This is a genomic window from Streptomyces sp. Isolate_45 (assembly GCF_024721315.2).
GTDB lineage: Bacteria > Actinomycetota > Actinomycetes > Streptomycetales > Streptomycetaceae > Streptomyces.
In genome coordinates this window covers 1-25,492 of sequence record NZ_JANFAK020000026.1, presented here as the reverse complement: position 1 = coordinate 25,492, position 25,492 = coordinate 1, and the positions used below count along the sequence as shown (strand labels likewise).

Annotated in this window: 25 protein-coding genes and 1 pseudogene; 13 read left to right on the top strand and 13 right to left on the bottom strand. The window is 69.0% G+C overall.

Translation table 11 applies throughout. The features are described 5' to 3' along the window. Positions 1 to 162 precede the first annotated feature (162 nt). The 5 genes from NOD94_RS11480 to NOD94_RS11460 form a co-directional block, all read right to left on the bottom strand. Positions 163 to 579 carry a hypothetical protein gene (locus NOD94_RS11480; protein ID WP_281205726.1) on the bottom strand — a complete coding sequence of 139 codons (417 nt, stop codon included), beginning with the start codon at positions 577 to 579 and terminating at the stop codon, positions 163 to 165. Between the two features lie 1,653 nt (positions 580 to 2,232). Next, complete coding sequence (locus tag NOD94_RS11475) at positions 2,233 to 3,294, bottom strand: ParB/RepB/Spo0J family partition protein (protein ID WP_281205725.1); 1,062 nt, start codon at positions 3,292 to 3,294, stop codon at positions 2,233 to 2,235. Further along, entirely contained in the window at positions 3,291 to 4,475 is a 1,185-nt protein-coding gene (locus NOD94_RS11470) for a ParA family protein (RefSeq protein ID WP_281205724.1), read from the bottom strand. Before NOD94_RS11470 ends, NOD94_RS11475 begins: the two co-directional genes overlap by 4 nt. A gap of 248 nt (positions 4,476 to 4,723) precedes the next feature. Next, positions 4,724 to 4,846: a hypothetical protein gene (locus NOD94_RS11465; RefSeq protein WP_281205723.1), complete on the bottom strand. Its 123-nt coding sequence runs from the start codon at positions 4,844 to 4,846 to the stop codon at positions 4,724 to 4,726. A gap of 285 nt (positions 4,847 to 5,131) precedes the next feature. Beyond that, positions 5,132 to 5,686: a Uma2 family endonuclease gene (locus NOD94_RS11460; protein ID WP_281205722.1), complete on the bottom strand. Its 555-nt coding sequence runs from the start codon at positions 5,684 to 5,686 to the stop codon at positions 5,132 to 5,134. Between the two features lie 205 nt (positions 5,687 to 5,891). Here NOD94_RS11460 and NOD94_RS11455 point away from each other — a divergent pair. Beyond that, positions 5,892 to 6,449, top strand: a pseudogene (locus NOD94_RS11455) (hypothetical protein). A 396-nt stretch (positions 6,450 to 6,845) separates the two neighbouring features. Beyond that, complete coding sequence (locus NOD94_RS11450; protein ID WP_281205721.1) at positions 6,846 to 7,082, top strand: hypothetical protein; 237 nt, start codon at positions 6,846 to 6,848, stop codon at positions 7,080 to 7,082. Positions 7,083 to 7,200: 118 nt separating this feature from the next. Here NOD94_RS11450 and NOD94_RS11445 read toward each other — a convergent pair whose 3' ends face one another. Further along, positions 7,201 to 9,357: an MMPL family transporter gene (locus tag NOD94_RS11445; protein WP_281205720.1), complete on the bottom strand. Its 2,157-nt coding sequence runs from the start codon at positions 9,355 to 9,357 to the stop codon at positions 7,201 to 7,203. 122 nt (positions 9,358 to 9,479) lie between these two features. Between NOD94_RS11445 and NOD94_RS11440 the strand changes: the two genes are divergently transcribed. Next, positions 9,480 to 10,109 (top strand): TetR family transcriptional regulator, encoded by a 630-nt coding sequence (locus tag NOD94_RS11440; protein WP_281205766.1) that lies wholly within the window; start codon positions 9,480 to 9,482, stop codon positions 10,107 to 10,109. Between the two features lie 467 nt (positions 10,110 to 10,576). Here NOD94_RS11440 and NOD94_RS11435 read toward each other — a convergent pair whose 3' ends face one another. Together NOD94_RS11435 and NOD94_RS11430 are read right to left on the bottom strand one after the other, a co-directional pair. Beyond that, positions 10,577 to 10,879, bottom strand: coding sequence for a hypothetical protein (locus NOD94_RS11435; protein WP_281205719.1), 303 nt, complete (start codon positions 10,877 to 10,879; stop codon positions 10,577 to 10,579). A 144-nt stretch (positions 10,880 to 11,023) separates the two neighbouring features. Then, positions 11,024 to 13,051 (bottom strand): AAA family ATPase, encoded by a 2,028-nt coding sequence (locus NOD94_RS11430; protein ID WP_281205765.1) that lies wholly within the window; start codon positions 13,049 to 13,051, stop codon positions 11,024 to 11,026. A 263-nt stretch (positions 13,052 to 13,314) separates the two neighbouring features. On the opposite strand from NOD94_RS11430, the gene NOD94_RS11425 reads away from it, so the two are divergent. Both NOD94_RS11425 and NOD94_RS11420 read left to right on the top strand, forming a co-directional pair. After that, on the top strand, positions 13,315 to 13,590 hold the full coding sequence (locus NOD94_RS11425) for a hypothetical protein (RefSeq protein ID WP_281205718.1): 276 nt from the start codon (positions 13,315 to 13,317) through the stop codon (positions 13,588 to 13,590). A gap of 724 nt (positions 13,591 to 14,314) precedes the next feature. Beyond that, positions 14,315 to 14,488 (top strand): CsbD family protein, encoded by a 174-nt coding sequence (locus tag NOD94_RS11420; protein WP_281205717.1) that lies wholly within the window; start codon positions 14,315 to 14,317, stop codon positions 14,486 to 14,488. Positions 14,489 to 14,639: 151 nt separating this feature from the next. Here the strand turns inward: NOD94_RS11420 and NOD94_RS11415 are convergent, their stop codons facing one another. Both NOD94_RS11415 and NOD94_RS11410 read right to left on the bottom strand, forming a co-directional pair. After that, complete coding sequence (locus NOD94_RS11415) at positions 14,640 to 15,065, bottom strand: HIT domain-containing protein (RefSeq protein ID WP_281205716.1); 426 nt, start codon at positions 15,063 to 15,065, stop codon at positions 14,640 to 14,642. 152 nt (positions 15,066 to 15,217) lie between these two features. Beyond that, on the bottom strand, positions 15,218 to 15,655 hold the full coding sequence (locus NOD94_RS11410; RefSeq protein ID WP_281205715.1) for a DUF4259 domain-containing protein: 438 nt from the start codon (positions 15,653 to 15,655) through the stop codon (positions 15,218 to 15,220). Between the two features lie 138 nt (positions 15,656 to 15,793). On the opposite strand from NOD94_RS11410, the gene NOD94_RS11405 reads away from it, so the two are divergent. From NOD94_RS11405 to NOD94_RS11390, 4 genes are all read left to right on the top strand, one after another. Next, entirely contained in the window at positions 15,794 to 16,204 is a 411-nt protein-coding gene (locus tag NOD94_RS11405; protein WP_281205714.1) for a VOC family protein, read from the top strand. A gap of 206 nt (positions 16,205 to 16,410) precedes the next feature. Further along, on the top strand, positions 16,411 to 16,968 hold the full coding sequence (locus NOD94_RS11400; protein WP_281205713.1) for an AraC family transcriptional regulator: 558 nt from the start codon (positions 16,411 to 16,413) through the stop codon (positions 16,966 to 16,968). A 5-nt stretch (positions 16,969 to 16,973) separates the two neighbouring features. Continuing rightward, positions 16,974 to 17,663: a glyoxalase gene (locus tag NOD94_RS11395; RefSeq protein WP_281205712.1), complete on the top strand. Its 690-nt coding sequence runs from the start codon at positions 16,974 to 16,976 to the stop codon at positions 17,661 to 17,663. 115 nt (positions 17,664 to 17,778) lie between these two features. Beyond that, a complete protein-coding gene (locus NOD94_RS11390; protein ID WP_281205711.1) occupies positions 17,779 to 18,192 on the top strand; it encodes a VOC family protein in 414 nt (137 codons plus the stop codon). 122 nt (positions 18,193 to 18,314) lie between these two features. Here NOD94_RS11390 and NOD94_RS11385 read toward each other — a convergent pair whose 3' ends face one another. Continuing rightward, positions 18,315 to 18,893 carry a TetR/AcrR family transcriptional regulator gene (locus NOD94_RS11385; protein ID WP_281205710.1) on the bottom strand — a complete coding sequence of 193 codons (579 nt, stop codon included), beginning with the start codon at positions 18,891 to 18,893 and terminating at the stop codon, positions 18,315 to 18,317. Positions 18,894 to 18,981: 88 nt separating this feature from the next. On the opposite strand from NOD94_RS11385, the gene NOD94_RS11380 reads away from it, so the two are divergent. The 3 genes from NOD94_RS11380 (at position 18,982) to NOD94_RS11370 (ending at position 21,074) form a co-directional block, all read left to right on the top strand. Next, the gene (locus NOD94_RS11380; protein WP_281205709.1) at positions 18,982 to 19,428 is read left to right on the top strand and encodes a DUF1772 domain-containing protein; all 447 of its coding nucleotides are present in this window, start codon (positions 18,982 to 18,984) and stop codon (positions 19,426 to 19,428) included. 150 nt (positions 19,429 to 19,578) lie between these two features. Beyond that, the gene (locus NOD94_RS11375) at positions 19,579 to 20,178 is read left to right on the top strand and encodes a serine hydrolase domain-containing protein (protein ID WP_281205708.1); all 600 of its coding nucleotides are present in this window, start codon (positions 19,579 to 19,581) and stop codon (positions 20,176 to 20,178) included. Then, positions 20,175 to 21,074 carry a GNAT family N-acetyltransferase gene (locus tag NOD94_RS11370; RefSeq protein ID WP_281205707.1) on the top strand — a complete coding sequence of 300 codons (900 nt, stop codon included), beginning with the start codon at positions 20,175 to 20,177 and terminating at the stop codon, positions 21,072 to 21,074. The genes NOD94_RS11375 and NOD94_RS11370 overlap by 4 nt, the downstream gene beginning before the upstream one ends. A 150-nt stretch (positions 21,075 to 21,224) precedes the next feature. Here the strand turns inward: NOD94_RS11370 and NOD94_RS11365 are convergent, their stop codons facing one another. Together NOD94_RS11365 and NOD94_RS11360 are read right to left on the bottom strand one after the other, a co-directional pair. Next, positions 21,225 to 23,354, bottom strand: coding sequence for a hypothetical protein (locus NOD94_RS11365; RefSeq protein ID WP_281205706.1), 2,130 nt, complete (start codon positions 23,352 to 23,354; stop codon positions 21,225 to 21,227). 50 nt (positions 23,355 to 23,404) lie between these two features. Beyond that, complete coding sequence (locus NOD94_RS11360) at positions 23,405 to 24,109, bottom strand: ABC transporter ATP-binding protein (protein WP_348652328.1); 705 nt, start codon at positions 24,107 to 24,109, stop codon at positions 23,405 to 23,407. Between the two features lie 492 nt (positions 24,110 to 24,601). Here NOD94_RS11360 and NOD94_RS11355 point away from each other — a divergent pair, with 492 nt between their 5' ends. Continuing rightward, positions 24,602 to 25,126 carry an AAA family ATPase gene (locus NOD94_RS11355; protein ID WP_281205705.1) on the top strand — a complete coding sequence of 175 codons (525 nt, stop codon included), beginning with the start codon at positions 24,602 to 24,604 and terminating at the stop codon, positions 25,124 to 25,126. Positions 25,127 to 25,492: the final 366 nt, after the last annotated feature.

The window sequence follows — 25,492 nt, the reverse complement described above, 5'->3', positions numbered from 1 at the left end:
CTCGACGGTCTGCTCGCTCCGCAGTGGTGGGTGCCTGTGCCCTCGATCCACATGCAACCGAACCTGCCAATGAGGCTGCCCTGGCTTTGCGGGCCGGGCGGCTTGCCCCAGGACGGACTGAAAGTTCACCGATCCTCCCAAAGATTGGCCTGTGCCATCCGATCAGCGCAGGCGTGTAAGTCGCACCAGGGCCTCATTGCGCACCTCGGGCTCTCTGTCCGTCGGCAGAATCTGAAGTTGCACGATCAGGTCATCGTCATCCTGTCCGGTTGCCCCGCGTGGGTCACCATCAAGTTCCGCAGCGAGCTGATCGGCGGTTCCCTGGTCGGAGGCGACGGCACGCGCAGCGAGCACTGCACGCAGGCCGGCCAGATCTCTCCGAGCCAAGAGAGCTGACGCAGTATCCGAGGTGACACCGGTGTCCTGAGCATCCAGCAACAGACGGTGCAGGACTCCGGCGACACTCTCAATCCGAGGCGCTGCCGCCAGATGTCGTCCTGCGGCGGCCCTCACTGACCAGGACGGCGATTCCGCTGCGGCGATCGCGTCGCGAAGCCTCTTGTCGGTGAAGGCTTCCACGTCACCAGGCTGCCGGCAGGATGTCTCGATCAAGCTTCGTTGAGACAACACCGCAGCGGTCAATCTGTGGTGAGCTTGGTCAACCTTCAACGATAGAGGGCGGCCAGTACCCCAGACCGATCACATCTCGGTGATTCAACCTTCGCCGGCATCGATCAGCCGTTGACGCGGCGGGACACGAACCACACGCCAAGGTTCACAAACAGGTCATACCCCCTAATAAGCGACCCACAGAACGGCGCCTTCTGGGCCCGATCTCGAAGGTCCCGGAGTGATCCGACCAGCCCCTACCCGTAAGGCCGTCAAACAGGAACCTACGCCTTTGGGCCGGCTCCGACAGCCCATTTGTGGCAGCTGCATGTCACCTCAACAGCGCAGCAGTTGCGTACGCTTGAGATAATGCGGCGGCGATAAGGATGACTTGGCTTCGGGTCATGCCCGCCTCCTGTTGGAGAGGCGGTCCTCCGCCGGCAATCAGAATTCCGAGCAGCGACGCCTGATCGGCTGCGCCCCTCGGCGCCCTCGGCCAGAAGTAGGTGGGCTGCGGCGCGTGCACCTGGCAATCGAGTCCCCTCGCCGGCAAGGACGAACGACGTCGTCGGCACGGCCGCACGGACGTTGCTGTCGGCTAGTGGTCGGAAGAGCCGGACGTCGCGGTAGGTTCGGACGGCGCACACGTGGCGGGCCAGGTCCGCTTGAGCACCCTGAGGTTGGCCTCGCTCGAATCGACCCCGCGCATCGGATGCGGGCCGTAGCGCTCCCGTCCACCCCTCGCGGGGGACCGGCACTGTCCGGTAGGTAGGAAGCCGGTATGGGATTCTCCACTGATGGTTCGCCATGCGGGCAAGGCTCGAACGCCTGCTTTGTTCCGCGGCGGTGAGGGCCAGATCGAGGGCAGTGCTTCGCGTCGCTGCGAGCGCCGGTCCAGCACAGCCGAGAGACCTGCACCCGCACGCTGCCGACGGTGGAGGCAGGCACCCGGTGACCTCCCAGCCGGCAGCGGTTGAGGCCCGATGCGTGGTTGGGGAAACCTGATGACACCATCTGCTTCTTGCCAGGGCCGGGTAGCACAGCGGGAGCCGGAGAATCTCGTCAGCCGACGGCCGAGTGAGTGCGGCCCTGTCAGGGGTCCGATCAACTCGCCGTGCGTCCGGGGCGTCTCTCTCCCACACACAGGCTGGGGTGCTAACGCCGTTAGCACCCCAGCCCTCCTTGCATCGACTGCGCCTGTTCGACTCCTTCTCCGATGAGGCGCGGCTGATCAGGTGGGCGGATGCGCAGGCGTATGTGGTCTCGGTGATGCATTTCTGCTCCAGGACTGCGGTCCGATGATGACCTCGTGGCTTGCCTGAATGAGCGCCCGGACGTTGCCGGGAGAAGGAGCGCTGCTGCCGAGCGCAAGGAGCGGCGTGGGCCGGCAGATCGACGAACTTCTATACCCGCACAGGTCCGGATTACTCGTCGCTGCCTGCTTCTGGGAAGGAGCAAGCGGGCCGCCGGGTCAGTACTGGGCCGTGGTCGGAGTCCAGCGGCCAGTGGTCCTGGAACCGAAGAGGCTCGGGGGGTGCTAACGCCGTTAGCACCCCCCGAGGCGATACGTGACTGAGCCCGTCCGGATCTCCGGACGGGCTCAGTCACGTGCGAGCCGTGTGGCTACTCCTCACCGTGTGCGGCGAGGAGCCGCTCCAGGAGCAGCTTGCGCTGCGCGGCGTCCATCCTCTCCAGGATCATTTCGGCGACCTTGATTCCGTCATCCCACGGAAGGCGGGGAACCGAGCGAAGGTCGACGAGGAAGGGGACGGCCTCCGGCGTCGAGAACACACTGTGCTTGGCTCCGTCGTCGCTCGCCGGAGCGTCGGCTTCGGCCGCGGCCACTGGGGCGACCGCCGCAGGCGACGGCGGGGTGCTAACGGCGTTAGCACCCTGAGAGGCTTCGGCGGTGGTAACGGTGTTGGCGCCCTCGCTGCTTTGCTTGCGTCGTTTGGTAGCGGCACGCTTGGCCAGGGCTTCCTCCGCGGCGCTCTTCTGCTGCTGCTCGGGAAGTTGACCGACGTTACGCGCGATCTCCACCGGAAGGGTCCGGTCCTCCACGGCCGACTGAAGCTCTGGCGTGAGCTTGAGCAGGGCGATGCGCTGGGTGACCCACGGGCTCGACTTCCCCAAAGCGCGCGCAACGGCTCGCTGGGATCCGTGAACGTCCACGAGGCGCTGGAGGGCCTTCGCTTCATCCAGAGGGTCGAGGTTCTCATGCTGGACGGCGGCGATGAGGGCCGTCTCCAGGAGAGTGTCGGCGTCCTGTGCGAGGGTGTCGTCGACGTGGACGGGGAGGTCGTCGAGGCCTGCCAGGTTCGCGGCGGCCAGGCGCCGGTTGCCGTCGACGACGACGTAGGCGGCCTGGCCGATCTGTGCTTCGTGGCCGGGGTGCGCGGCGAGGAACGCTTGCCGGGTGACGGCCGCGAGGGGCTGGATGACGCCTCGGGAGGTCAGGCTGTCAGCCAGGTCCTCGACCGACTTCAGTTCCTCGCGAGGGTTGTAGGGGTTGTGCGCGAGGGCTTCCAGCGGAACACGGAGCGTCCCGGCCGTGGCGGCGGGAGCCTGATCGGCGGGGGGAGCATCCTGGCCGGCGAACCTTGCGAAGGACGCCGCGCGGCTGCTCATGGGCTGGGCGACCGCGTTGAAGGTGGGGGAGTCCCCGAGCATGTCCGCCTTGCTCATACGGTCTTCACCCCGCGGGCGATCTGCCTCATCCGGTGGGACTGTTCGCAGTCGGGGGCGTAGTCGAGGAGCGGCCGCTGCTTGCGTACGGCTTCGCGCTGTTCCTTGACATCGGGGACGACGGCGAGGACCGGGGGAGTGCCGAGGGACTTCCACTTGTCCAGGGAGGAGGTCGCGATGTAGCCGCGGCGGCTGTCGAACTTGTTGACGACCAGGCCGAGCTGCTCGATCTCGATGTCGAAGTCCCGGGAGAGGGAGTCGATCTGCTGGATGAGCATGCCGTACGCCTGGGCGGAGGTGTCCTCGGCTTCCACGGGGATGACGAGGCCGGAGGCACCGGGCTTCTCTCCGTCGCGCTGGCGGCCGTAGTTGAGGGCGGCGTCCATGGCGAGTCCGAGGCTGGGGGGTGAGTCGACGACGATGACGTCGAAGTGCTCCTCAAGAGGGGCCAGGGCCCGCTCAAGTGCGGCTTCGCGCGGGCCTCGGAAAACGGTGAGGCCCGAGTCGAGGAGGAACGCATCGAAGGCGGCGGGCAGGATCCGCAGGCGGCCGGCGAAGCGGTCACCGTCTATGGCGACGGTGAGGTCGAGCAGTGACTGCTTGGCCTGCTCGCGGTGCAGCATGTGCGTGATGAGGCTTTCCTCGCCGGCGGGGATGGCGGTGAGGCCCAGCTGGTGGGTGAGGTGGCCTTGGGGGTCGTAGTCGACGAGGAGGACGCGCAGGCCCCCGGTCGCGGCGGAGGCTGCGGCACCTACGGCGGCAGGGTCCTCGGCGAGGGCCTGGGCGAGGCCGGCGGAAACGGCCGTCTTGCCGACGCCGCCCTTCTGGTTGCAGACGATGATCCGTCGAGTGGTCTTCTGTGCTTCGGCCGGGTTGTCGGCCAGCCACAGAACGACGGACTGGGCGAGGCCCTGAATGTAGGAGACGCCTCGTTCACGGCAATCGGTCTTGAAGTCCTCGTAGAGGCCCTCGGGAAGGTAGGTGCCGAAGGAGTCGGCGCCGGCGGTGTTGACCGCGGGGAGCTCGTCGCGGCAGGCCCGCCAGGCCTGGATGCCGGAGGCGACCGCGTCCTGCATATCGGTCTGGAGCTGTGCCGCACGGACCTTGAGTGCCTGCTGGAGGTGGGCGGGCAGCTTGGAGGCGAGCTTCTCCCGCTCAGCTCCCGAGTTCGGAGATGACATGCACGGCAGCATACTGCCGTGACGGTCAATGTCGGTGATCCAATAGAAGCGTTTTGCTAACTTTCTGCGGCAGTTGCTACTCCAGTGCTAACGCCGTTAGCACCCTGACGGGGTGCTAACGGCGTTAGCACCCCGTCAGGAGCCGGGAAACTCGACCCCAAGGGGTCCCGAAAGCAGGCCACTTCAGGAGGACGAGCAGCCGGGCGCGACACGCGACGTCGTCTGGAAGTCGTGCGGCGGCATCAGACTCAACGGAAACCCAGGCCGCGCGGCAGCAGCGCGGTGAGTTGGTGGACATCGCCGACGTCAGGTGGCTCCACGGTTTTACCGCCGAAGACGCCGGTACGGCTGAGCCGTAGGCTGCGTGTCATGGCGCGATTCGATGAGGTCGTGGCGACCTTCTGGGGTGACGGTGACCAGGGCGTCCAGCAACACCTGACGGACGAGATGGTGCGAGAGCCGAGCGTGCGCTCGGTGTGACGCTGCCCTCGGCCCTGCTTGACCTCCTGTGGATTCCAGAACGGCGGCATCGTGGCTGCTGATCACGATGCGTTTCCCACCGGCCGGCCGACCTCGTGGAGCGAAGACCACGTTCCCTTCGACACCCTGATGGGCATCGGACGACGCGACGGAGCTGCCCGGGAGGCAAGGCGCTTCTAGAGGTCTGTGGTGTCGAGGCTCAAGTCGAAAGGGGCTGGGAGTGCGATCGGGCTGCCAAACGGATGGGGGCCTTCTGCGCGGGTGTAGCCGAGGTGTCCCGGTTCCGAGAACAAGGTGATGCTGCGTTCGACCCTGTCGACGAGGAGATAGAGCGGGGCTCCGTACTCGGCGTAGCGCTTCCGCTTGACGACGCGGTCGGTATCGCCATTGGACTCCGAGGTGACCTCCACGATCAGCAGGGTCTGGTCGGGGAGGAGCGCGCCGGCTCCCTTTGCCTGGTCGGCCGGTACGACAGCGATGTCGGGAACGTACCAATTGGGAGATCCGGGCAGGTCGAGGTTGCCGGACCCGGTGACGCATCCCAGTTCGCGGACTCTGGGTTTGATCTGGTCCCTGATGGCCTCTGCTGCTGCCTCGTGGTCCCAGGTCGGTGTCACAGGTTCGATGACTCCCTCGATGATCTGGGCCCGGTCGCCCCGGATGTTCTGGATGGCGTATTTCAACGCGTGCTCAGGGTTGATGTTGTGGGTGTAGTCCGGCGCGGTGCCCATGTGCGTTGCTCCGCTCGTTGGCGCGTGGAATGTGGTGAACAGTCTCCTCCTTTCGCCAGGGGTTCGTGGCTGCAACCGGCGTTCGGACTGGTGGAGTCACGTGTGCCACTGTCGCGTGTTGGATCGTCCCGCCCGCCCTGGAACTGCTGCTGCCGGTGACATCTGGCAGGGGGTGGTTGTCAGAGGAACCCGGTTGGATGAGCCCGTGACTGTCCATGACGTAGCCCGGCACCTTCCCACCATCGCTGAGCTGCGGGGCCTGTGCCGCTCGCTTGCCATGCTCGACGCGGTTCTGAGCCCCGACTGGGAAAGCCGGTAACACTCCTTCAACGCCACGTGGGCTGCGGGCGAGGAGATGGCCTCGATGCGCGACGGGTCAGGGGACGAGTACTTCATCGTGTTCTCGGCGGCTGGGGCTGGGGCCTGTGTCCGTGGATTGGGCCACGAATCGGTGATGAGCCCATGTGGCAATGATGGCAAGCCCTGGCCGGGAGTGATCGACGACGTTCTCGAAGTCTTCAAGTCGTTCGTCGAGGAGCCTGCGTTCACCGACGAGGACGGCGTACCCGCCGTAACGGTCTGCTTGTGGCGGGAGGAGACTGCCGAGGACTATTACGAGGTCTCCGTGGATCTGGCGGCGGTGAGTGACCTGTATGCCTTGAGGCCGCTGAGCCAGGAACTCGTGTCGTCGTTGAACTCGGAGGTCACCCTGGCGGACCTGGCCCAAGTCATCTCCGAAATCGGATATCCGCAGGACCTCTGAGAGCCAGTCTGTGCACCCAACAGCACGGTCTCGCCGGTGGGCCCTCGTGTTCAACGGTTTCCGGTTCCCCGAGGGACCAAGTTGCCTGGCGATCCCACATGATGTCCAGGGCGTATCGACTCCATACCCAGCCGGGCCCCTGCGGCAGGACGGGGAGTGCCCTACGGGTTTGGGTAAGTCTCTGCGGGGTGGTGGAGCCTCGGCGGCGTCAGTCTTCCGTGGTTGTGCTGACGCCGACGTATTCGTAGATCCAGCCCGCAGGAATGTCGGGGGCTCGGGCTGCCAGGTAAGTGTGTTGGGCAGCGGGGTTCCAAGGGGCCCACGGCTCGACCGGGGCGGGCTCGGAAGCCCGCAGGCGGCAGGTGTGCGGCCCAGCAGGCGCAGCTCTTCGCCGAGGTGGCGCTCCCGCCGCGGCAGAAGCTGCCGTTCAGCCTGGGCGGGCCGGCGTACTACACGCTGAGCGACGGCACCGAGGTCTGGGGAAAGACCGGCAGCATGGCGCAGTACACGAGCGGGGCCTTCGCCACCGCCGACGGGAGCAGGGTCGTCACGTACTCCTTCCTCCCGGGACCGGGCGTGACGCCGAACGCCGAGATCGGACGGGTCGTCGCCATCGTCGAGGCGGCGCTCTGAGCGCCCTACCTCCGCCCGATCCGGCGAAGCGGGCCCTACGGGGCCGGGAAGGCCCGGCGTCCTACGTCCGTCCCTCGCCCCAGCCCCAGCCCTCCGCCGGCCCCATCCTCCGGAACGATCAGTCGGTCAGGCCGATCAGGCGGTGCAGCCGCCGTAGCGGCCTCGGGGCCCACCAGTTGGCCGGGCCGGCCAGCCGCATCAGTACGGGCAGTAGCACGCCCCTGATCAGCGTCGCGTCCACCAGGATCGCCAGGGCCATGCCGATGCCGAGCTGCTTGAGGAAGACCACCTGGCCGGTCGCGTAGGTGGCGAAGGAAACGGCCAGGATCGCCGCGGCCGCCGTCACCAACGGTGCGCTGCGGGCGATGCCCAGGGGGACGGAGGCCAGGGCGTCGCCGGTGCGATCGTACTCCTCCTTGATTCGGGCGAGCAGGAAGACCTCGTAGTCCATTGACAGCCCGTAGGCGATGCAGAACATCAGGATCGGGACGCTCGGCTCGATCGACCCGGTGGGGGTGAAGCCGAGCAGGCCGGAGAAGTGGCCCTGTTGGAAGACCAGCACCAGGGCGCCGAACATCACCGACAGGCTGAGTACGTTGAGCAGGGTCGCCTTGAGCGGGGCGATCAGACTGCCGGTCATCAGGAAGAGCAGCACGAAGGTCACTGCCACGATCAGCGCGCCCACCAGCGGCAGCTTGGAGGTCACGCCGTCGCGGTAGTCGGTGAGTTCGGCCGGATAGCCGCCTGCTTCGACCATGAACGGCGCGGGTACCGCCCGCACCTCCCGGACCAGGCCGGTGGCGTCCTCGGCCAGCCGCGCCGAGGTGGGCAGGACGACCAACCGTTGCCCGGGGCGGTCGAGGTCGTCGACCTGGTCGGTGCGGTCGAGGCCGTCGACGTGGTCGGCGCTCCGGGCGCCGCCCTGGTAGGAGCCTGCCGACGAGTCGACCCGGGCCACCCCGGGGAGCCGGGAGAGTGCGGCGGCGTACGGGGCGACCGACTCGGGCGAGGCCCCGGAGGTGACCAGTTGGACGGCGTCGGCCTCCTCCACCGGGAAGCCGGCGCGGACCTGGTCGTAGAGCTGTCGGGCCGGTGCGGAGGTGGGTAGTACCCGGTCGTCCGGCAGTCCGAACCGCACGCCCAGGAACGGTGCGCCGAGTAGCAGCAGGATCGCCAACGCGGCTCCGCCGAAGGCGAACGGTCGGCGCATCACCCGGTGGGCGGCGGAGTACCAGAAGCCGTCGGTGACCTCGGGCACCGGCCCGCGTCGCTCCACTCGGTGGCCGAGCAGCTTCAGCGCGGCGGGAAGCAGCACGGTGGCGCCCACCACGGCGGCCAGGACCACTGCGACGCCCGCGTAGGCGAAGGACCTCAGGAACGGGAACGGGAAGACCAGCAGCACCGAGAGCGAGGCAGCCACCGTTCCGCCGCTGAACAGCACCGTCCGGCCCGCACCGCGCACCGTCCGGGCGACCGCGTCGGGTACGGCGTGACCGCCGCGCAGCTCCTCGCGGAAGCGGAAGACCACGAACAGGCCGTAGTCGACGCCAAGTCCGATCCCCATCACCAGTGCGATGTTGGCGGCAAAGGTCGACACGTCGGTGAATGCCACCACACCACGCAGTATCGCCAGCGAGCCGAGCACCGCGAAGAGTCCGATCCCGACCGTCACCAGGGCGGGGGAGATCCGCCGGTAGACCCACCAGAGCAACAGCAGGACCAGCGGAAGGACCAGGAGTTCGGCCCGCAGGAAGTCCTGTCGCGCCTGCGTCATGGTCTGCCGGAACACCTCGTCGCTGCCGCCGACCCGCACCGTGACGGCGTCGGAAGTACGGGTGAACGCAGGGGTCAGGGTGGGCAGCAGGTCACGCCTGACCTGGTTGGCGTCCCCCGGTGCCCAGGCCAGGATCAGAGCCTGCCGGCCGTCCCGGCTGCGGAGGGTCTCCGGTTCGCCCCGGTTCCAGTACGACCAGGCCGCGCCCACCCCGGAGTACGTGGCGAGTTCCCGGGTGAGCGCCTCGCCGGCCTCGGCCACGGCCGGGCTGTCGACGCGACCCTGACGGGCGGTCACCAGAAGTGCCAGGTTGGGGCTGCCGGTCCGGTACTCCCGGGCCAGAGTGTCGCGTACTCGCATCGACTCGGAGCCAGGGGCTTCGAAGCGGTTGAGCGAGAGCGCGTTGATCGTGCCGGCGCCGATGACGCCCGCGAACAGCGCGACGGCGATGCCGAGGGCGACGATCAACCGTGCCCGCGCCGCGATGAACCTGCCGAGCATGGGTCCCCCGTCGGTAGTATTTACGAATGTTCATTCGTGTTGAGCTGTCGGCGCAGATTACGAATGTTCATTCGTGTTTTCAAGTGACGCCCACTGGGCGAGATGTGAGGGGTGTTCAGGTGATGGTTCCTGTGGACGGGGCGGCGGCCGCGCCGAAGCGGCGCCAGGCGCGCGGCGAACGGCGGATGTCCGACATCCTCGATGCCTCGGCGGTCGTCTTCGCCCGGTCCGGCTATGAGAAGGCCACCACGATCGCCATCGCCGCCGAGGCCGGGATCTCCCCGGGTTCGCTCTACCAGTTCTTCGCCAACAAGGCCGCGATCGCCCAGGCCCTCGCCGATCGGTTCGTCACCCAACTCCGCGCCGCCCACCAGGAGGCGTTCGACACGACTCACCACACCGCCGCGGCCCTCGACGCGGTGATCGACCGGATGGTCGACCCGATCATCGCGTTCAACGTGACCAACCCCGGCTTCAAGGCGCTGTTCGCCCGCCCCGACATGCCGGCCGGACTGACGGACGCCGCCCGCCCGATCCAGTCCGCCCTGCTGGCCCGGGTGGAAGCGCTGATCGTCGCGCGCGCACCCGAACTCCTTTCCACGGAAAGGGTATTGATGGCAAGGGTGGCCATCCAGATCTTCCAGTCGATGATCCCGCTCGTGGTCGCGGCCGACGATGGCCCGGAGCGCGAAGCCGTCGTCCGCGAGCTGAAGCGGGCCTTGCGGCGCTACCTCGCCCCGGCGATCGGCTGACGGACGGCCCTCAAGGGTGGTTTGCGGGGCGGCCACTGCACCGGCTCGCCCGTTGGTGCCCGGTCGTCGCGCGGTTCTCAACGGCCCACGGGTGCGGAACTCGGGGTGGCTCGGGCCCATCATCCGTGTGGTCGCGCCCGAGGTGGCCACTGCGCGGATATCGCGTTCGTCCGCGGAGGACCTTGTCCCTACCCTGAGTCGGAGCGGGACCGCGCGTGGTCCCGTAGGTTGCGGTGCTGTGGCAGAGCGGCCCATTGCGATCGACGTGGGCGAGGTCCCTCCCACGGCGGCTGACGGATACGGGGCGGACCTGCCCCCATCCGTCCGCGGGTTCAAATCCCGTCGGAACCGCAACCGACCTGGGTTCGGTCCAGGACAAGGAGGGGCCGCGTCGCCCCACATCCGGTCGACGGAAACGGACAGCTTCTGCTCCACCAACGCTGTCCGACCGAACGGCACGCCACCGTTCAGGAACCCGAACACCACCGGCTTCTGCGGCACTTCGCCATCCGGCACCGGATGAGGCGGCTGCGGGTAAAGGCCGAGAACGCACCCCTGGGACGCTCCCGGACCAACCACACGCCCGAGGCGATGGCGACCGCGCCCTGGACCAGCTCGGAGGGCTCGGAGTCGAACCCGCTCAGGGCCACCGCCACCCCACGCTCCACGTGCTCGTACTCGTGCAACCGCAGGTCGTCCGGATCCACACCCGCGTATGCCGGCAGTTTGCGCGCCCAGAAGTCGGGCACCGTCCCCGTCCCCGGTGTCATGGCTCGCAGGCTACGACTGCGACCCTCTGCCAGCGGTTCGGCGGAGTACAGCACGCACGGGACTCGGCATCGAACCCGACGCGTACGACCGGTGCAGGTCACCGCGCCGGGTGCGCCCGCGGCGACGACGTGGGCGCCGATTCGTCAGGCTGGCCGGACGGTGATGGTGCTGAGGCGCTTGGTGGCGCGGGTCAGGGCTACATACAAGTCCCTTTCCCCACCGGGGCGGGCCGTGATGATCTCCTCGGGGTTCATGACGACGACCCCGTCGAATTCCAGGCCGCGCGCTTCGGACGCCGGCACGATGCGTGCGTGGTGATCGATGCCCCGGTCCGTCAGCTCGCTCACCCTGGTGTCCGCGCAGATCACGCCCAGGAGCTCGCCCGGGTGCGCGGTGCTCCGGGCGCGTAGTTCCTGAACGACGGCGGTGACCAACCCGTCCGGAGGAGTGCTAACGGTGCGAGGGCTCTCACCGCTTCGCAGCGACCGCGTGGGCTTCTGGTCCGGGGCGATCCGCGTGAGCAGGTCCTGGACGCTCTCCAGGATCTCCTGCGTGGTGCGGTAGCTGACGGTCAGGTCGTGCAGTTCGAACCGCGGTCCGACGTGGGGGCCCAGTGCCTCCTTCCAGTCGCGCGCTGTCGCGACCGGGCCTGCCTGGGCGAAGTCACCCACCAGGGTCATCGCCCTGGCCGGGCAGCGGCGGACGATCATCCGCCACTGCATGGCGGTCAGTTCCTGTGCCTCGTCGACGACGACGTGCCCGTACGTCCGCTCGGGGGGACCGTCGACCAGGCTCGCCGCCTCGTCCAGCAACGGTACGTCGGCGTCGGTCCACGGGGCGTCCGGACCGCGCAGCAGAAGGGACCGCTCCTGGACGGTCAGGCGGGGCAGGAACTCGGCGAGAGCGCCGGCGTTCGTCAGGAGCGCGGCCACGAGGTCGCCGGGTACCAGCCGCGGCCACAGCGCCTCGACCGCTCGGTCGACGTCGGGGTCGTCGAGGAGGTCGGCTCGGACGGCGTCCAGGTCCAGCTCGTGCACCGGGCCCGAGTCGGCCGCACCTTCGGCACGGTGCCGGGCGGCTCCCGTGAACCGGTCGAGGTCCATGCCCGTCATCATGGCGGCATCGGCGTCGATCCGTTCCAGGAGGTCGCCCATGTCGCGTCGCATCGCGTCGGTGACGGCGTCGATCAAGAGCTCCCGGAACACCTGGCGCGCGGGGTTGTGTCCCGGTGCGGCCGCCACGGCGGCGTCGCGCGCCGTGGCGACCTCCTCGCCGGACAGGTGAACCAGTTCCCGTCCGATCCGCACGGTGAAGTCACCGGCCGGGGCTTGGCAGCCGCGCAGCAGGCCGGCCAAGGCGTCGGCGAGGTCGTAGCTGCCCTTGAGACGCGCCGTATCGAACGGGTCCACCATGTCCGTGGACACGCCGGCCAACTCCCGGCAGGTCGTCAGAACGACGTCGTTCTCTCCGAGCGAGGGAAGGACCTGGGAAATGTAGTCGAGGAACCGGGCGTTCGGGCCCACCACCAGGACACCCTCCTCGGCGGCGCGCGGAAACGCGTACAGGACGTAGGCCGCCCGGTGCAGGGCGACGACCGTCTTGCCGGTGCCGGGCCCGCCCTGCACCACGGTCACCCCGCGGTGGGCGGAGCGGACGATCTCGTCCTGCTCGGCCTGCAGCGTCGCGACGGCCGCGTGCATCCTGCCCGTCCGCCGTGCCGACAGAGCCTCGGTCAACGGGCCGTCCCCCACGACGTCCTCGTCGGTCGGGGCGGTTCCGTCCAGCAGTTCGTCGCTCACCGAGATGACCGTGCGCTCCTTGAGACGCAGGTGGCGCCGCCGCCGCAGGTCCATCGGGTGGACCGGTGTCGCCTCGTAGAAGGGCCGCGCCGCGTTCGCGCGCCAGTCCACGAGCAGAGGCAGATCGTCCTCCTCCGTGTGCAGTCCGATCCGCCCGATGCGCAGGGCCGTGCCGTCCGTCCAGTCGAGGCGTCCGAAGACCAACCCCTTCTCGGCGCCCTCCAACCGGCTGATCTCCTTGGCCGAGCGCTCGGCGGCGATTTCTCTCTCGTATGCCTCACCGGCGCTTTCCGCCGGGGACTTCAGCACACTCGCTCGGTGTGCTCGCGCCTCGGAAAGCCGCTCGGTGAGCAACTCGTACAGCGAGGACACATAATCCCGCTCCGATTCAACCGCACGGATGGCGGGATCATTCACGTTCGACAAAACGGGGCTCCTTCGATTCGAGCCACACCGTACGGTCAAATTTCCCTGAAGGTAAGTCTTGACTTACTTTGTCAACCATGGCCCTGCGGCCGGATCCAGGGGCGGCCGACCTTATGGAGTACCATCCGTTCCGTCGTTCCGTACGCCGCCCTCGCCGGGGAGGAAATCGGGCAGCGGAAGGCGGAGTTGTGAGCGCGGAAGGGGCGGGGGTGGTGCTGATGGAGGGCCGACGCCGGAACCGTGCAGAGGTTACTGACGCATTTGTTTTCACCGAGGGGGATAGTGCGATTTACCTCGATCCCATCAGTGGTGATTTCAAGGCGGGCGATCACGTAAGAATCGTTCGCGAGGGAATCGAAGCAGCTGGGGCTGTAATTTTTCCGCGCGACGGCGGTGTGAGCGCCGCGGGCGAAACCGGTCGACGGCCACACGCACTCGTGAAGGGATTCGCTTGCGCCGTCGGGGACATTATCGAAGCGGATTGATCGGCGTAGGCTCGATCGAGTCGGCGCCTCCCGCGTCCCGTGAGCCGGTCGCTCGTTCTGTTCCTACCCTCTACACGAGTGAGGCCAGGACGGGCACGGCAATGACGCGTTCGTCGTCACCGAGCCGGACGTCGTCACCGAGCCGGACAGGCTTGGACGAAGGCCGGCTGAAGCCGAGCTCGATGAAGGCGCAGCCTCCGTGATCGGTGTGGGGCAGTGCCTCTCGGGATACGGGTCTCGGAGTCTGCCGGAAGTACTGACGGAAGCCGGAGGCGGGGAACTTCAGGAGGGGACGGGCCCGGTCGTGCGGCTGGCCGGCCCCGGGCGAGTCGCGGGGCCATGATGCCCACCTCCAAGTGCCACATGTCGGCGAACGCCACTCCGGGTGACGTGATTTGACGTTCGCGCGGCGGGTCGGATCCCCGCGTGACGGGGCGGCGGGGTGGGCCCGTCGCGGTGTCGGTGGTCGTCCATGTCTCCCGCCTGCCCACAACACCCCTCCGCCGCCTCGCACCCCTGCCCCCTGCCGGGACCGCCGGATTCCGACGATGCCGCGTCCGGACCGGTCGGCGGGCCCGATCCGCGAAAAAGACCGGTCCGTGACGTAGCAGACGTAGCGGACCCGTCGGCCGGACCGAATCCATTTCGGACGGTGGGGTTTGCCGGCGGCGATCGGGAGCAGGAGAGCGTCACGACCAAGCCGGTACTACACGAGGAGGTCCCCATGTCGGGTACGGAGAAGAGCAAGGCGCACGCCGAGACGGCCAAGGGCAAGGTCGAGGAGACCGTCGGCAGGGCCGTCGGCAACGAGCGCATGACCGCCGAGGGCCGGGCCGACCAGGCCAAGGGCAAGGCGCGGCACGCCAAGGAAGACGTCAAGGACGCCTTCCGCCACTGACCTGACGGGCGAACGCCCCCCATGCCGGCTGAGCCCCGACCCCCTCCCCCCGGGCCGGGGCTCAGCCGCGTCCACCGTAGGAAGGTCGGAAGCCGGGACGCGAGGAAGAGCCGTCCCCCGCGTGGCTCTGTTCACGAGAACCGGCTCCGGCTCAACTTCTCTGGTTCCGGCCGGAAGCCAGGGCGTCGGCGAGCCGCGCTCCCGGATCGCCAGTGATGTGATGTGCGGAGCGTCCGGCCGGCCAGGTCGAGATTCCGTCGTCCACCCACCGCGGAACGACGTGGAAGTGCAGGTGGGGCACCGACTGCTCCGATCCCGGGCCGCTGGCGCTGAGGATGTTCACGCCTGAGGCGTTCAAGGCGGTCCGCGTGGCCTCGGCCACGCGGTGGACCAGTGCCGTCGTCGCGGCGAGGACTGCGGGCGGGGTCTCGAACAGGTCCGCGTAATGGAGCGTCGGAACCACCAGAGTGTGACCCGGCGCCAGCGGGTTCAGTGGAGTGAAGGCACAGGCCACCGGACCACGAGCCACCCAGCTCGCCGTGTCATCACGGATGAGCCCGCAGAAGATGCAATCCATGCGACCGATCCTGCCAGGCGTGGGATGTCACTCGCCAACCAGTTCGAGGTCTGGTGGGGATGGCATGTACGGCGCACGACTTCACGGAAGTTGTGCCAGAACCCGAGAAGGTTCTGACTCGGCTTCTGTGGTCCGTGACTGTGGGTCACCGATCAGATCTCGAAGAGGGCTTCTCCTTGTTGCGGGGTCGGCGGGTCGAGGACGTCGCGGAGGCGGGTGACGTCCTGGCGCCATTTCGGGCCGTCCGCGGCTTCGCCCCACAGCTCGGCGAGTTCGGACAGCTCGGAGACCACCTGGTCCAAGGCGTCGACAGCGAGCCGTCGGAGGTCTGCGGGAAACTCCGGCATCGGTTCCGATGGACCGTAGATCGAACACGCGGGCGTGCCGTCAGGGTGCTGTGCGACGACCAGGGCAGCCGCGGCCACTGCTCGCTCACCGTCAGAGGTGTCCAGGTCGTCAGCGGCGTCGGCGGCGCGTTCGAGCACGCCGCGGATCATGGATTCGCGTTCTTGCGATGTTGCCTCGTCCAGGTCACCCCCGAAGTCGGCGGCGGTGTCGTTGTCGAAGGGGCCGATGTCCCAGGTGCCCATGTCTCTCCTCGCGTGGTCGTCCGGGGATCGTCGCACCGGCCACCGACAGTCAGGTCAGGCGGCGCGGCAGCCCTCCGTGTCCGGATCGATCAGGAATCGAGAAGCGCGGTGCACGGAGCCGCCTCTAGCCTGCTCACCATGGACATCACCATTCACACGACTTCCCTTCCGCACGACGACCCGGACGCGTCGCTCGCCTTCTACCGAGACGTCCTCGGCTTCGAGGTCCGCGGCGACGTCGGACAGGGCAGGATGCGCTGGATCACGGTCGGCCCGGTCGGTCAGCCGGGCACGTCGATCCTGCTGACGCCGCCTGCCGCCGATCCCGGCATCACCGAGGACGAGCGCCGGACGATCACCGAGATGATGGCCAAGGGCACCTACGGCTGGATCCTGCTGGCCACCCCGGACCTCAACGCCACCTTCGAGAAGGTGCAGGCCGGTGATACCGAGGTCGTCCAGGAGCCGACCGAGCAGCCGTACGGCGTCCGCGACTGCGCGTTCCGCGACCCGGCGGGCAACCTGATCCGCATTCAGGAACTGCGCTGATCCGTGCGGTTGTCGATGTGGCCGTTCGGGCCGACATCGCGACCAGCCGTGAGGAACGCGACAGCCCGTGAGGACCGCGACCACCCGTGAGGCCGGCGGGCCGGTCCACACCACCGAGCGTCCGGGGTACCCGCCTCGGCGGGTACCCCGGACGCTCGAAGGCGTCGATGGAAGTGACGGACGAACGACGAAGGGGGAGGAACCTCATGTGCAAGCCCGAATGGCGGCGTGCCCGAGTCCAGGCGCAGCGCCTGGCCGATCTCGCGCGGCTGCGCCGCGTCCGCGACCGGATCGACAGGGAATACGAGCAGCCGCTGAACGTGGAGGCGCTCGCCCGTGATGTGAACATGTCCGCCGGGCACCTGAGCCGGCAGTTCCGGGCCGCCTACGGTGAGGCGCCGTACTCGTACCTGATGACGCGTCGCATCGAGCGGGCGACGGCTCTGCTGCGGCGGGGCGACCTCAGCGTCACCGAGGTCTGCTTCGCGGTCGGCTGCGCGTCGCTGGGAACGTTCACCACCCGCTTCACCGAGCTGGTCGGCATGCCGCCCGGGGCCTTCCGGCGCCAGGCGGCGAACGAGGCGGACGCGGCGAACGAGGCGAACGAGGCGGACGAGGCGGACTCCCATGCCGGCACTGTGGGTGCCGCCCGCGACGCGGGGTCGGCGATCAAGGTGGAGGGCATGCCGGCGTGCGTGGCGAAGCAAGTCTCAAGACCGGTCAGGAATCGAGAAGCCCCGGCCACCGCCCGACCCCTAGCGTGATGGTCATGGCAACCACCGCTTCCACCGCAGCCCACACGTCCCTCGCGTCGGTCACCCTTGAGGTGGCCGACCCCGACGCCGCCCGACGCTTCTACAGCGCCTTCGGCGTGGACACGCACATCCACCTGAGGGCCTCCAAGGCGCACTCCACCGGATTCCGCGGCTTCACCCTGGCGCTCACGGTGTCCGGGCCCGCTACCGTCGACGGCTTCTTCGGCGCCGCCGTGGACGCCGGCGCCACGGTGCTGAAGCCCGCCGCGAAGTCGCTGTGGGGCTACAGCGGCGTCGTACGGGCTCCGGACGGGACGATCTGGAAGATCGCGACCTCGGCGAAGAAGGACACCGGCCCCGCCACCCGCGAGATCGACGAGGTCGTCCTGCTGATCGGCGTCGAGGATGTGAAGGCCACCAAGCAGTTCTACGTCGACCGGGGCCTGACCGTGGCCAAGAGCCTCGGCGGCAAGTACGCCCAGTTCGCCCCCGGTCAGTGCGGCCCCGGTCAGTGCGGCCCCGGTCAGTCCGGCCCCGTCACGCTGGCGCTGTACAAGCGCCGCGCGCTCGCCAAGGACCTCGGCGTCCCCGTCGACGGCACGGGCTCGCACCGCATCGTCCTTGGCGGCACCGGCGCCGACTTCACCGACCCGGACGGGTTCGCCTGGGAGGCCGCCGCGTCGCTCGCCCCCACGGCGTCCTGACTCGCGGCCCTGTCCCACCGATCGACCGGCGAACGCGCGCCGGTGTTGCAGCCGGGCCGACCCCGGCCCGTACGTCCGTTCGTCATGCATACATCCACAACGCAAGGAGTAGGACATGAAGGCGCACGTCAGCTCCATCCTCCTCGGTGTCCGGGACATGGACCGGGCCAAACGGTTCTACACCGAGGGGCTCGGCTGGAAGATCCAGAACGACTACGGCATCTCGGTGTTCTTCGACTCCGACGGCGCCTCGCCGGTCGGCTTCTACGGTCGCGACGGTCTGGCCGAGCAGGTGGGCACGGCCCCGGAGGGCAGCGGCTTCAGCGGGCTGGTCCTGACCTACGTCGTCCGCAGTGAGGCACGGGTCGACGAGATCATGGCGGAGGCCCGGACGGCCGGTGCCACGATCCTCAAGCCCGCCGGTGCTCTGCCGTGGGGCGGGTACGGCGGCACCTTCGCCGACCCGGACGGCTATGTCTGGAGCCTCGGCTACAGCGCCCCCGGAACCGACCAGCCCTACGCCGAGTAACCGCGGTCCCTTGCCCCACGGCCGACCGGGACGCGGCGATGGTCAGGCGGGGCGGCGGGGCGGCGGGGCGGCGGGGCGGCGGGGCCCGAAGGTCCCGCCCGCGTGCCGGCCGGGACGGTGTGTCAGGCCCCGGCGAGCCGGTCCACCAGCAGCTCCACTCTCGGCTCGGCGTCCTCGGGCAGCAGGCGGCCCGCTCGGGTCAGGGTCGCCAGGCCGTGCAGGGCCGCCCAGAACACCTCGGTGAACATGCCCGGATCGACGCCTTCGTCGGCGACCTCGGCGAGGCACTCGAACAGGGCGGCGAAGGCGTCCTTCAGCGGCTCGGGAGTGTCCTCCCGTGCGTACGCCAGGCCGCCGTCGAGCTGGAACAAGGCGTCGTAGACCGCCGGGTTGTGCTCGGCGAAGTCCAGGTAGGCGCGGGCGAGCGCGGCGACCCGCTCACGCGGGCCGTGCGCTCCGGAGGCCGCGTCACGCACCACCGCGGCCAGTTCGGTGGCGCCTTCCAGGGCGACGGCGCCGATGATCTCGCGCTTGCCGCGGAAGTGGCTGTAGAGGACGGGCTGGCTGTATTCGATGCGCTCCGCGAGCCGGCGGGTGGTGACTGCGTCCCAGCCCTGCTGCTCGGCGAGTTCGCGGGCTGTCACCACGATGAGGCGCTCGCGCTCCGCCCGTTCGCGGTCCTTGCGTTCCTTTACCGACATGATTCGATCCTAGCACCGCTAGACAAGCGAGCGGTAGAAGTACTAGCGTTGCCTCATCACCTAGCAACGCTAGCTCGGAGGGATCGTCATGCTCAACACACTCCAGGTCGTCACCACCGTCGTCGTCGGCCTGATGGTGGGGGTGGAGTTCTCCGTCCTCTTCATCATGAACCGGATCCTGGACGCGCTTCCCGAGGACAGCGGCCAGCTCGGCCACGCCCACGGCGGCCGGATGCTCGGCGCCCTGATGCCGTTCTGGTACATCGGCTCGCTCGTCCTCAGCGCGATATGGGCCGTCGCCGGATGGCACCACGACGGCGTCGGACTCGTCGTCACCGCCGCCGGACTGCTCATCCTCAGCGTGGTCATGTCGATCCTGCTCCTCGTCCCGATCAACAACCGGAACAAGACCTGGACCCCCGAGAACCGGCCCGCCGACTGGAAGGAGCAGCTCGGCCGGTGGCACCGCTACCACTACATTCGCGTCGCCGTCATCATCGCCGCGTTCACCCTGCTGGTCACCGCCCTCGTCTGACGCTCCACCCGGCCGAGGGAACGATCAAGGCCGAAGCTCCTTCGACAAGGGAGCGCCCCCTCGGTCGGCAGGACCGCTCGTCGGCGCCGGATGCGAGAGCCCTCACCCGGCGCCCGGCACATGACCTCGACTCCACGAAGGCACCTCGCCGTGACACTCGGTGTCGCCGCGCTGCTCGCCGCCCAGGTGACCGCCGCCTTCGCCCAGCCCGTCGGCCCCTCCTCCGCGCAACAGTCACGCCGGGACACCGAGGCGATCCACGCCCTCGGTGTCAGCGGTGTGCGGGCCCGCGTGATCGAGCCCGACGGCCGGCGGACGGGCGCCATCAGCGGCACCGCCGACCTGCGCACCGGCCGCCCGGTCTCTTCCGACGGCTACTTCCGCATGGCCGGCACGTCCAAGACGCTGGTTGCCACCGTGATCCTGAAACTGGAGGCCGAGGGCAGCCTGTCCCTGGACGACGCGATCGACCACTGGCTGCCGGGAGCGCTGGAAGGCACAGGCAACGACGGCAGTCGGATCACCATCCGCCAACTGCTCCAGCACACCGGCTCCGAGGGGCGCGGAAATCCGTGGACGGACCCGCGGAAGATCACGTACGGTGTGGCTTCACGCCCTGAGACGGACGGAAGGAGGCGAGTGCCGTGCAGTTCACAACTTTCCAGCGCTCCCTTTTCCGCTGTCCCGGCGTGGTTGGCCAGTCCTGACCGGGAGCGCTCCAAGCAGCCTGTATCCCGGAGGAATCCATGACCGATCTGGTCATCCGCGCGCTCTCCGCGAGCGACGCCCATCTCTTCGACGCACTCCCCGACCCCCTGGGCGCCCGTGAAACCCATCGGCGTACCCGGTTCCGCCCCGACTGGAAGCGCGTCGCCCTGCGCGACGGCGAGGTCGTCGCACGCGGCGCGTGGTGGGGCGGCCCCGACGACTCGGAGCCCGTCAACATCAACTGGTTCGACGTGGCCGAGGGCGAGGAGGAGGCCGGGGCCGAACTCCTGCGCTCCGCTCCCCGGCAGGTCGAACTCGAAATCAACCTGCCCGGCGGCTGGCGGGAAGAGACCGAGCTGCGCGCCGGCGCCGAGGCGCGCTTCGCCGCCGCACGAGCCGCGGGGTACGAACTCCTGGTGGAGCGCTTCCTGTACCGATGGACCCCGGAGCGAGGTCTGCCCGAACGTCCCGGCCGCCTGCGCTTCAGCGCCGAGCCCGACGACACCGTTTTCTTCGACGCATTGCGCCGCATCCACTCCGCCACCCTGGACGCCCACGCGCTCAAGGCCATCGAGGAGGACGGCCTCGACCGGGCCGCCCAGGAAGAAATCGACTTCTTCCACTGGTGCCCCTCCCCACGGGAGTGGTGGCAGATCGCCCACACCCCGGAGGGAGACCTGGCCGGCATCCACATCCCCGCCCACAACCCCTCCGGCCCGACCATCGGCTTCATCGGCGTCGTCCCGGAACAGCGCGGTCGCGGCTACGCCTACGACCTCCTCGCGGAGTGCACCCACTTCCTCGCCGAGCAGGGCGCGGAGTCCATCGGCGGAGCCACGGACCGCGGCAACTTTCCCATGGCCGCGAACTTCGCCAAGGCCGGCTTCCCGATCATCAGTGAACGCGTCAACTTCCACCCGGCGGGCCAAGCGGCCTAACGAGGAGTAGCAGGCGGTGAGTGGTCCGGTCCGAGACAACTCCGGGCCACTCGCCGGCCACACGCCGCCCCTCGCGGGTAATTCCCTCGGAAGGCCATGGCCCACTCCGAGGTGACGCCTCGCCATCACCGCGAGACTGCTTCCGGACGGTCAGTCGGCTCGTGGGGCCCATGACGAGGCGTGGGCGGAGGCGGTGCGTCCGCACGACCACGCCACGACCACACCGCACACGGCGACCACGGCCGCCCCCGTACCGAGCAGGGCGGTGGACATCCAGCCCCCTTTGCCCAGGTTGATCATCAAGGAGCCCAGCAGGGCTGCCACGCCCGTGCCGACCGCTCCGACGGTGGCCAGGGGCAGGGCGAGGTTGTACAGGGCGATCCGTCGGTAGAAGCCCTGCCCGGTCCGGTAGACGGCCAACGGGCCGAGGGCCTGAGACTGTTCGATGAAGACTCCCGCGGCGCCGAGGGCGCCCGCGGCGGCCAGCGCGGCGATTCCGAGGAGCGCGAAGTCCAGCAGCCACCGCACCTGGGCCGCCTGGGCTGCCGATCCCAGGTACCAGGATTGTCCCGGCCGTGTGGTCATCGGCCCGATCAGGTGCCGGTGGCCGGCCTGCTCGATCGCCTCCACCCCGGACGCTCCGTCACGGTTGACCACCAGGAACCCGAAGAGCGTCCTGTCCCCTCCGGCGGGGGCGGCACACGCGCACACCGTGACCGTCGGTCCGGGCAGCGTCTCCGGCGTGGCGAACACCTCCCGCCCCAGTGGTGACAGGCCGGCGAACACACTCTCCGGACTCACCGGCTCGACGGGACACCGGGTCATGGTTCCGAACGCGGCCAGAGCGCCACAGGTACCGGTGAGCCGTAACCCCTCCCGGCCGGGCTCGGGGGAGTAGCGCATCACCCGTTCGACGCCGACGGCCGCGACGAACCCCTGGGCGGTGACGGGGACGTTGCGGGACCTGACGTGTACCAGCATGCCGCCCCCGGCCTGGAAGCGGGACCGGGCCGCCTCGGCGGGCCCTGCGAACTGAGTGGTGATCACCTGCCCGAGGACCACGATCCCGAGGCTGACGACGAGCGCGGCACTGAGCCGGGCCAAGGCCTGCGGCCGGGCTGCGAGCCATCGGCCGGCAACGATCATCGCCGCGTCCCCGCGTCGGCCGCCACTACGGGCCAGTCGGGCACCGATGACGCGGGCCAGGCGGGCGGTCGCGTAGGGAAGGGCGACCAGCGCGGCCATGGCTCCGACCGCGAAGGCGATCTTTCCCGCCGTCCCCCGGTACTCCGACCCCCACGCGGCCACCGCGACAGCGCCGACGAACACCACACCCGACCACCGGCCGCCGGTGGCCGGGGCCGAGCGGGCCGGCGCCGATCCTGCCTGCCGACGGCGTACTTGACCACCGGCCACACTCAGCGCGAGCAGTACGAGGAACGTGCCCAGCGCGCACACGGGAAGCCACCCGAGTGCCGCCCGAAGGTCGTCGGCCCACACGCGGTAGCCGGTGAACGGCAGAGTCAAGGAGGTCACCGACACGGTCGCCACCAGTGCGCAGGCTGCCAGGATCCCGTAGCCGAGCGGCCGGGCCGCTTCCGCCGCCACCACCACGGCCCTGCCCCGGGCCGGAACGCCGAGAGCATCGAGGAGCAGCAGCCGCCGTTCACGTAGCTCCGAGCGACTGCGGGCCGCCACCAGCACGAGTGCCATCACGGGCACGCCCGCGACCAGTGCCACGATCAGGTCGAGATCGGCGATCCCCCGGTCGAACTGGTGGGAGGCGACGAAGGACGAACGGTGTTGGCGGGCGCCGAACGCGCCGATGAATGAGGTGGGTTCGTCGACCTCGTCGAAGAAGCCGTCCACGGACGGGTTGACGTATGCCACCAGCTCGACGCCGTCCGCGAGACCTGCGGGCGAGATCCTGCCCGCGAGCTGCCCGTACCGGTCGGGGGCCACCTCGGCGAGGGCGGGAGACAGGTATGCCTCCCCGGGTCGGGGCCAGCGCGTGAGACCGGGCGGAGGTGCGGTGCCGAAGGCCAGGGGCCTGACGTGGATCACGGAGACGGCCCGCTCACCCACCTCGTCGGGCCGCTCCCACCAGCGGGCCCGGGCGGCGGCGGATGCCACGGGGACCGGGCTGCGCGCGGTCATGCGCGCGTCGCGCCGCTCGTGGACGGTGTGGGCGGCCACCACGGCCCACACCGTGGTCAGCGCGAGCAGCGCGGCCATGGTGAGCGCCGCTCGATGCGTCGATCCGCCGCGGGTACGGGCCATGCGGAAACCCAGGGCCCACAGTAGACGCGTACCGGAACCGATACCGGAACTCACCGAACACCTTCGAGCTTCCCGCCGGCCAAGGTCAGCACCACGTCCGCGCGCTCGGCCACCGAAGGGGCGTGGGTGACGACCACCAGCGCGCACGGCCGCTGCGTCGGCAGGGCGAAGAGGAGCTCGGCGACCGCGGCGGAGGCCTTGCCGTCCAAGGACCCGGTGGGTTCGTCGGCCAGGACCAAGCTCGGAGAGCCGATGAGCGCTCTGGCCACGGCCAGCCGCTGCCGCTCACCACCGGACAGGGTGCCGGTGGGCGAACCCCGGAGACCGGAGAGGCCGAGCTCGCCGAGCAGCGCCTCGGCACGCGCATACACATCCCCGGGTGGTGTGGGGGACATGAGAGCGGGCAGCGCCACGTTCTCCAACGCCGTGAGTTCGGGAAGCAACTCACCGAACTGGTAGACCATCCCGACATGGGCCAACCGCAGAGCGGCACGCCCGGAGGCCGAGGCCGCGGTGACGTCGTGGCCCGCTATGACGACCTTGCCGTCGATGGGGAGGGTGATGCCCGCGAGGCAGTTCAACAGGGTGGACTTGCCGCACCCGCTGGGGCCGGTGACGGCCACACTCGTACCGGGAGCAACGTCCAGCGAGACGTCGTCGAGGATGGTCCGACCGGCCACCCGGTAGCGCAGCCCACGGGCGAACAGGGCCGGGGCGGTGGAAGTGGATGAGGGCACGGAGGGCACAGAGGGCACAACTACTCCTTGCACACACGAAGGTGACCTGTGGTGGCCCGGGTCCTATCGATCCGGTCGGGTTTCTCCTGGCTTTCGATGAACTTTCCGTTGTTTTGAAGTGGAGTTGGCCCGGTCGGTCGGGCGGCGGAAAAAAGGGCCGTGCCGCCATGAGCGCGGCGCCCCGAGCCCACCGCCACTTGGCGCGCGTGTGTGGATATTGCCGCCACGAAATTTCGCACGACCATTCGGCCCGCCGCAAGCGAAGATCAACTATCCGCCACGAGTCGGCCTTCCGGGGAATTCTTTGGCCGGATATGAGTTCATGCCGGGTTCGTTCCCCCCGCCGTTGCCGCGCAGTGGGAAGACGCCCAACGGCGGTGGGGCACCTGGAGCAACGAGGACGCCGGGCCCGCCGACAGGCCACCGCTCAGGGCGGACCGGAGCGTCCGCCGTACCCGCTTTCCGCTCCACCCCGTACCCCTGGGCAGCTCGGCGCTAGCATTGGGTCCCATGATCGTATGGCTCAACGGCACCCACGGCGCGGGCAAGACGACGACGAGCGCATTCGTGCAGCAGCTGATACCGAATTCACGGGTGCTCGACGCCGAAAAGGTCGGTGAGACGCTCATGGACATCCAGCCAGGACTGCCCAGGACGAACAACTTTCAACACTGGCCGCCGTGGCGGCCGCTCGTGGTCGAGACCGCCCGCCGCGTCCTCGACCACACCGGTGGCACCCTGGTCATGCCCATGACCGTCCTGGTCGAGGAGTACTGGCGCGAAATCAGCTCGGGCCTTGCCGAGCATGCCATTCCGGTTCAGCACTTCGTCCTCCATGCCGACCAGGACACCCTCCGCGCGCGCATCGCGGGCGACACCGTTCTTGGCCCCGACTCCCCCTTCCGTCTTCAATACCTGGAGCCCTACGCCGAGGCGGCCCGCACGTGGTTGCACGCCGAGGCCGAGGTCGTCGACACCACGCACCTCACGCCGGCCGAGGTCGCCCTGCAGATCGCAGAGGCCGTCAAGATGTGAGGGGCGTCGCTCGTTCCGGGAGGTCGCTGCGAATGCCGATCGTGCCAAGGCCTGCCTCACGTGTCGGAGTGAAGAAGCAGGTGAGGCTGGGGGTGGTCGGTCGCGGTGAGCGGTTCGGTCGCGGGTGTGCTCGCGGGACGAGAGACTCGCCGCCCAGCGGGCCTTTCGGCGGGGACATCCCAGCGGTGTGTGGAGCAGGTTTTCTGGCTCGACACGACAACGCCCGGCGGGGTGTCCCGGCCGGGCGTTGTCGTGTGTGTGCGTCTGAGCGTGCGGGGGTGTTAGCGGTGGCTCAGTACCAGTGGTGGGTCTGCCAGAAGTTCCAGGCGCCGACGGGGCTGCCGTAGCGGGAGTTCATGTAGTCCA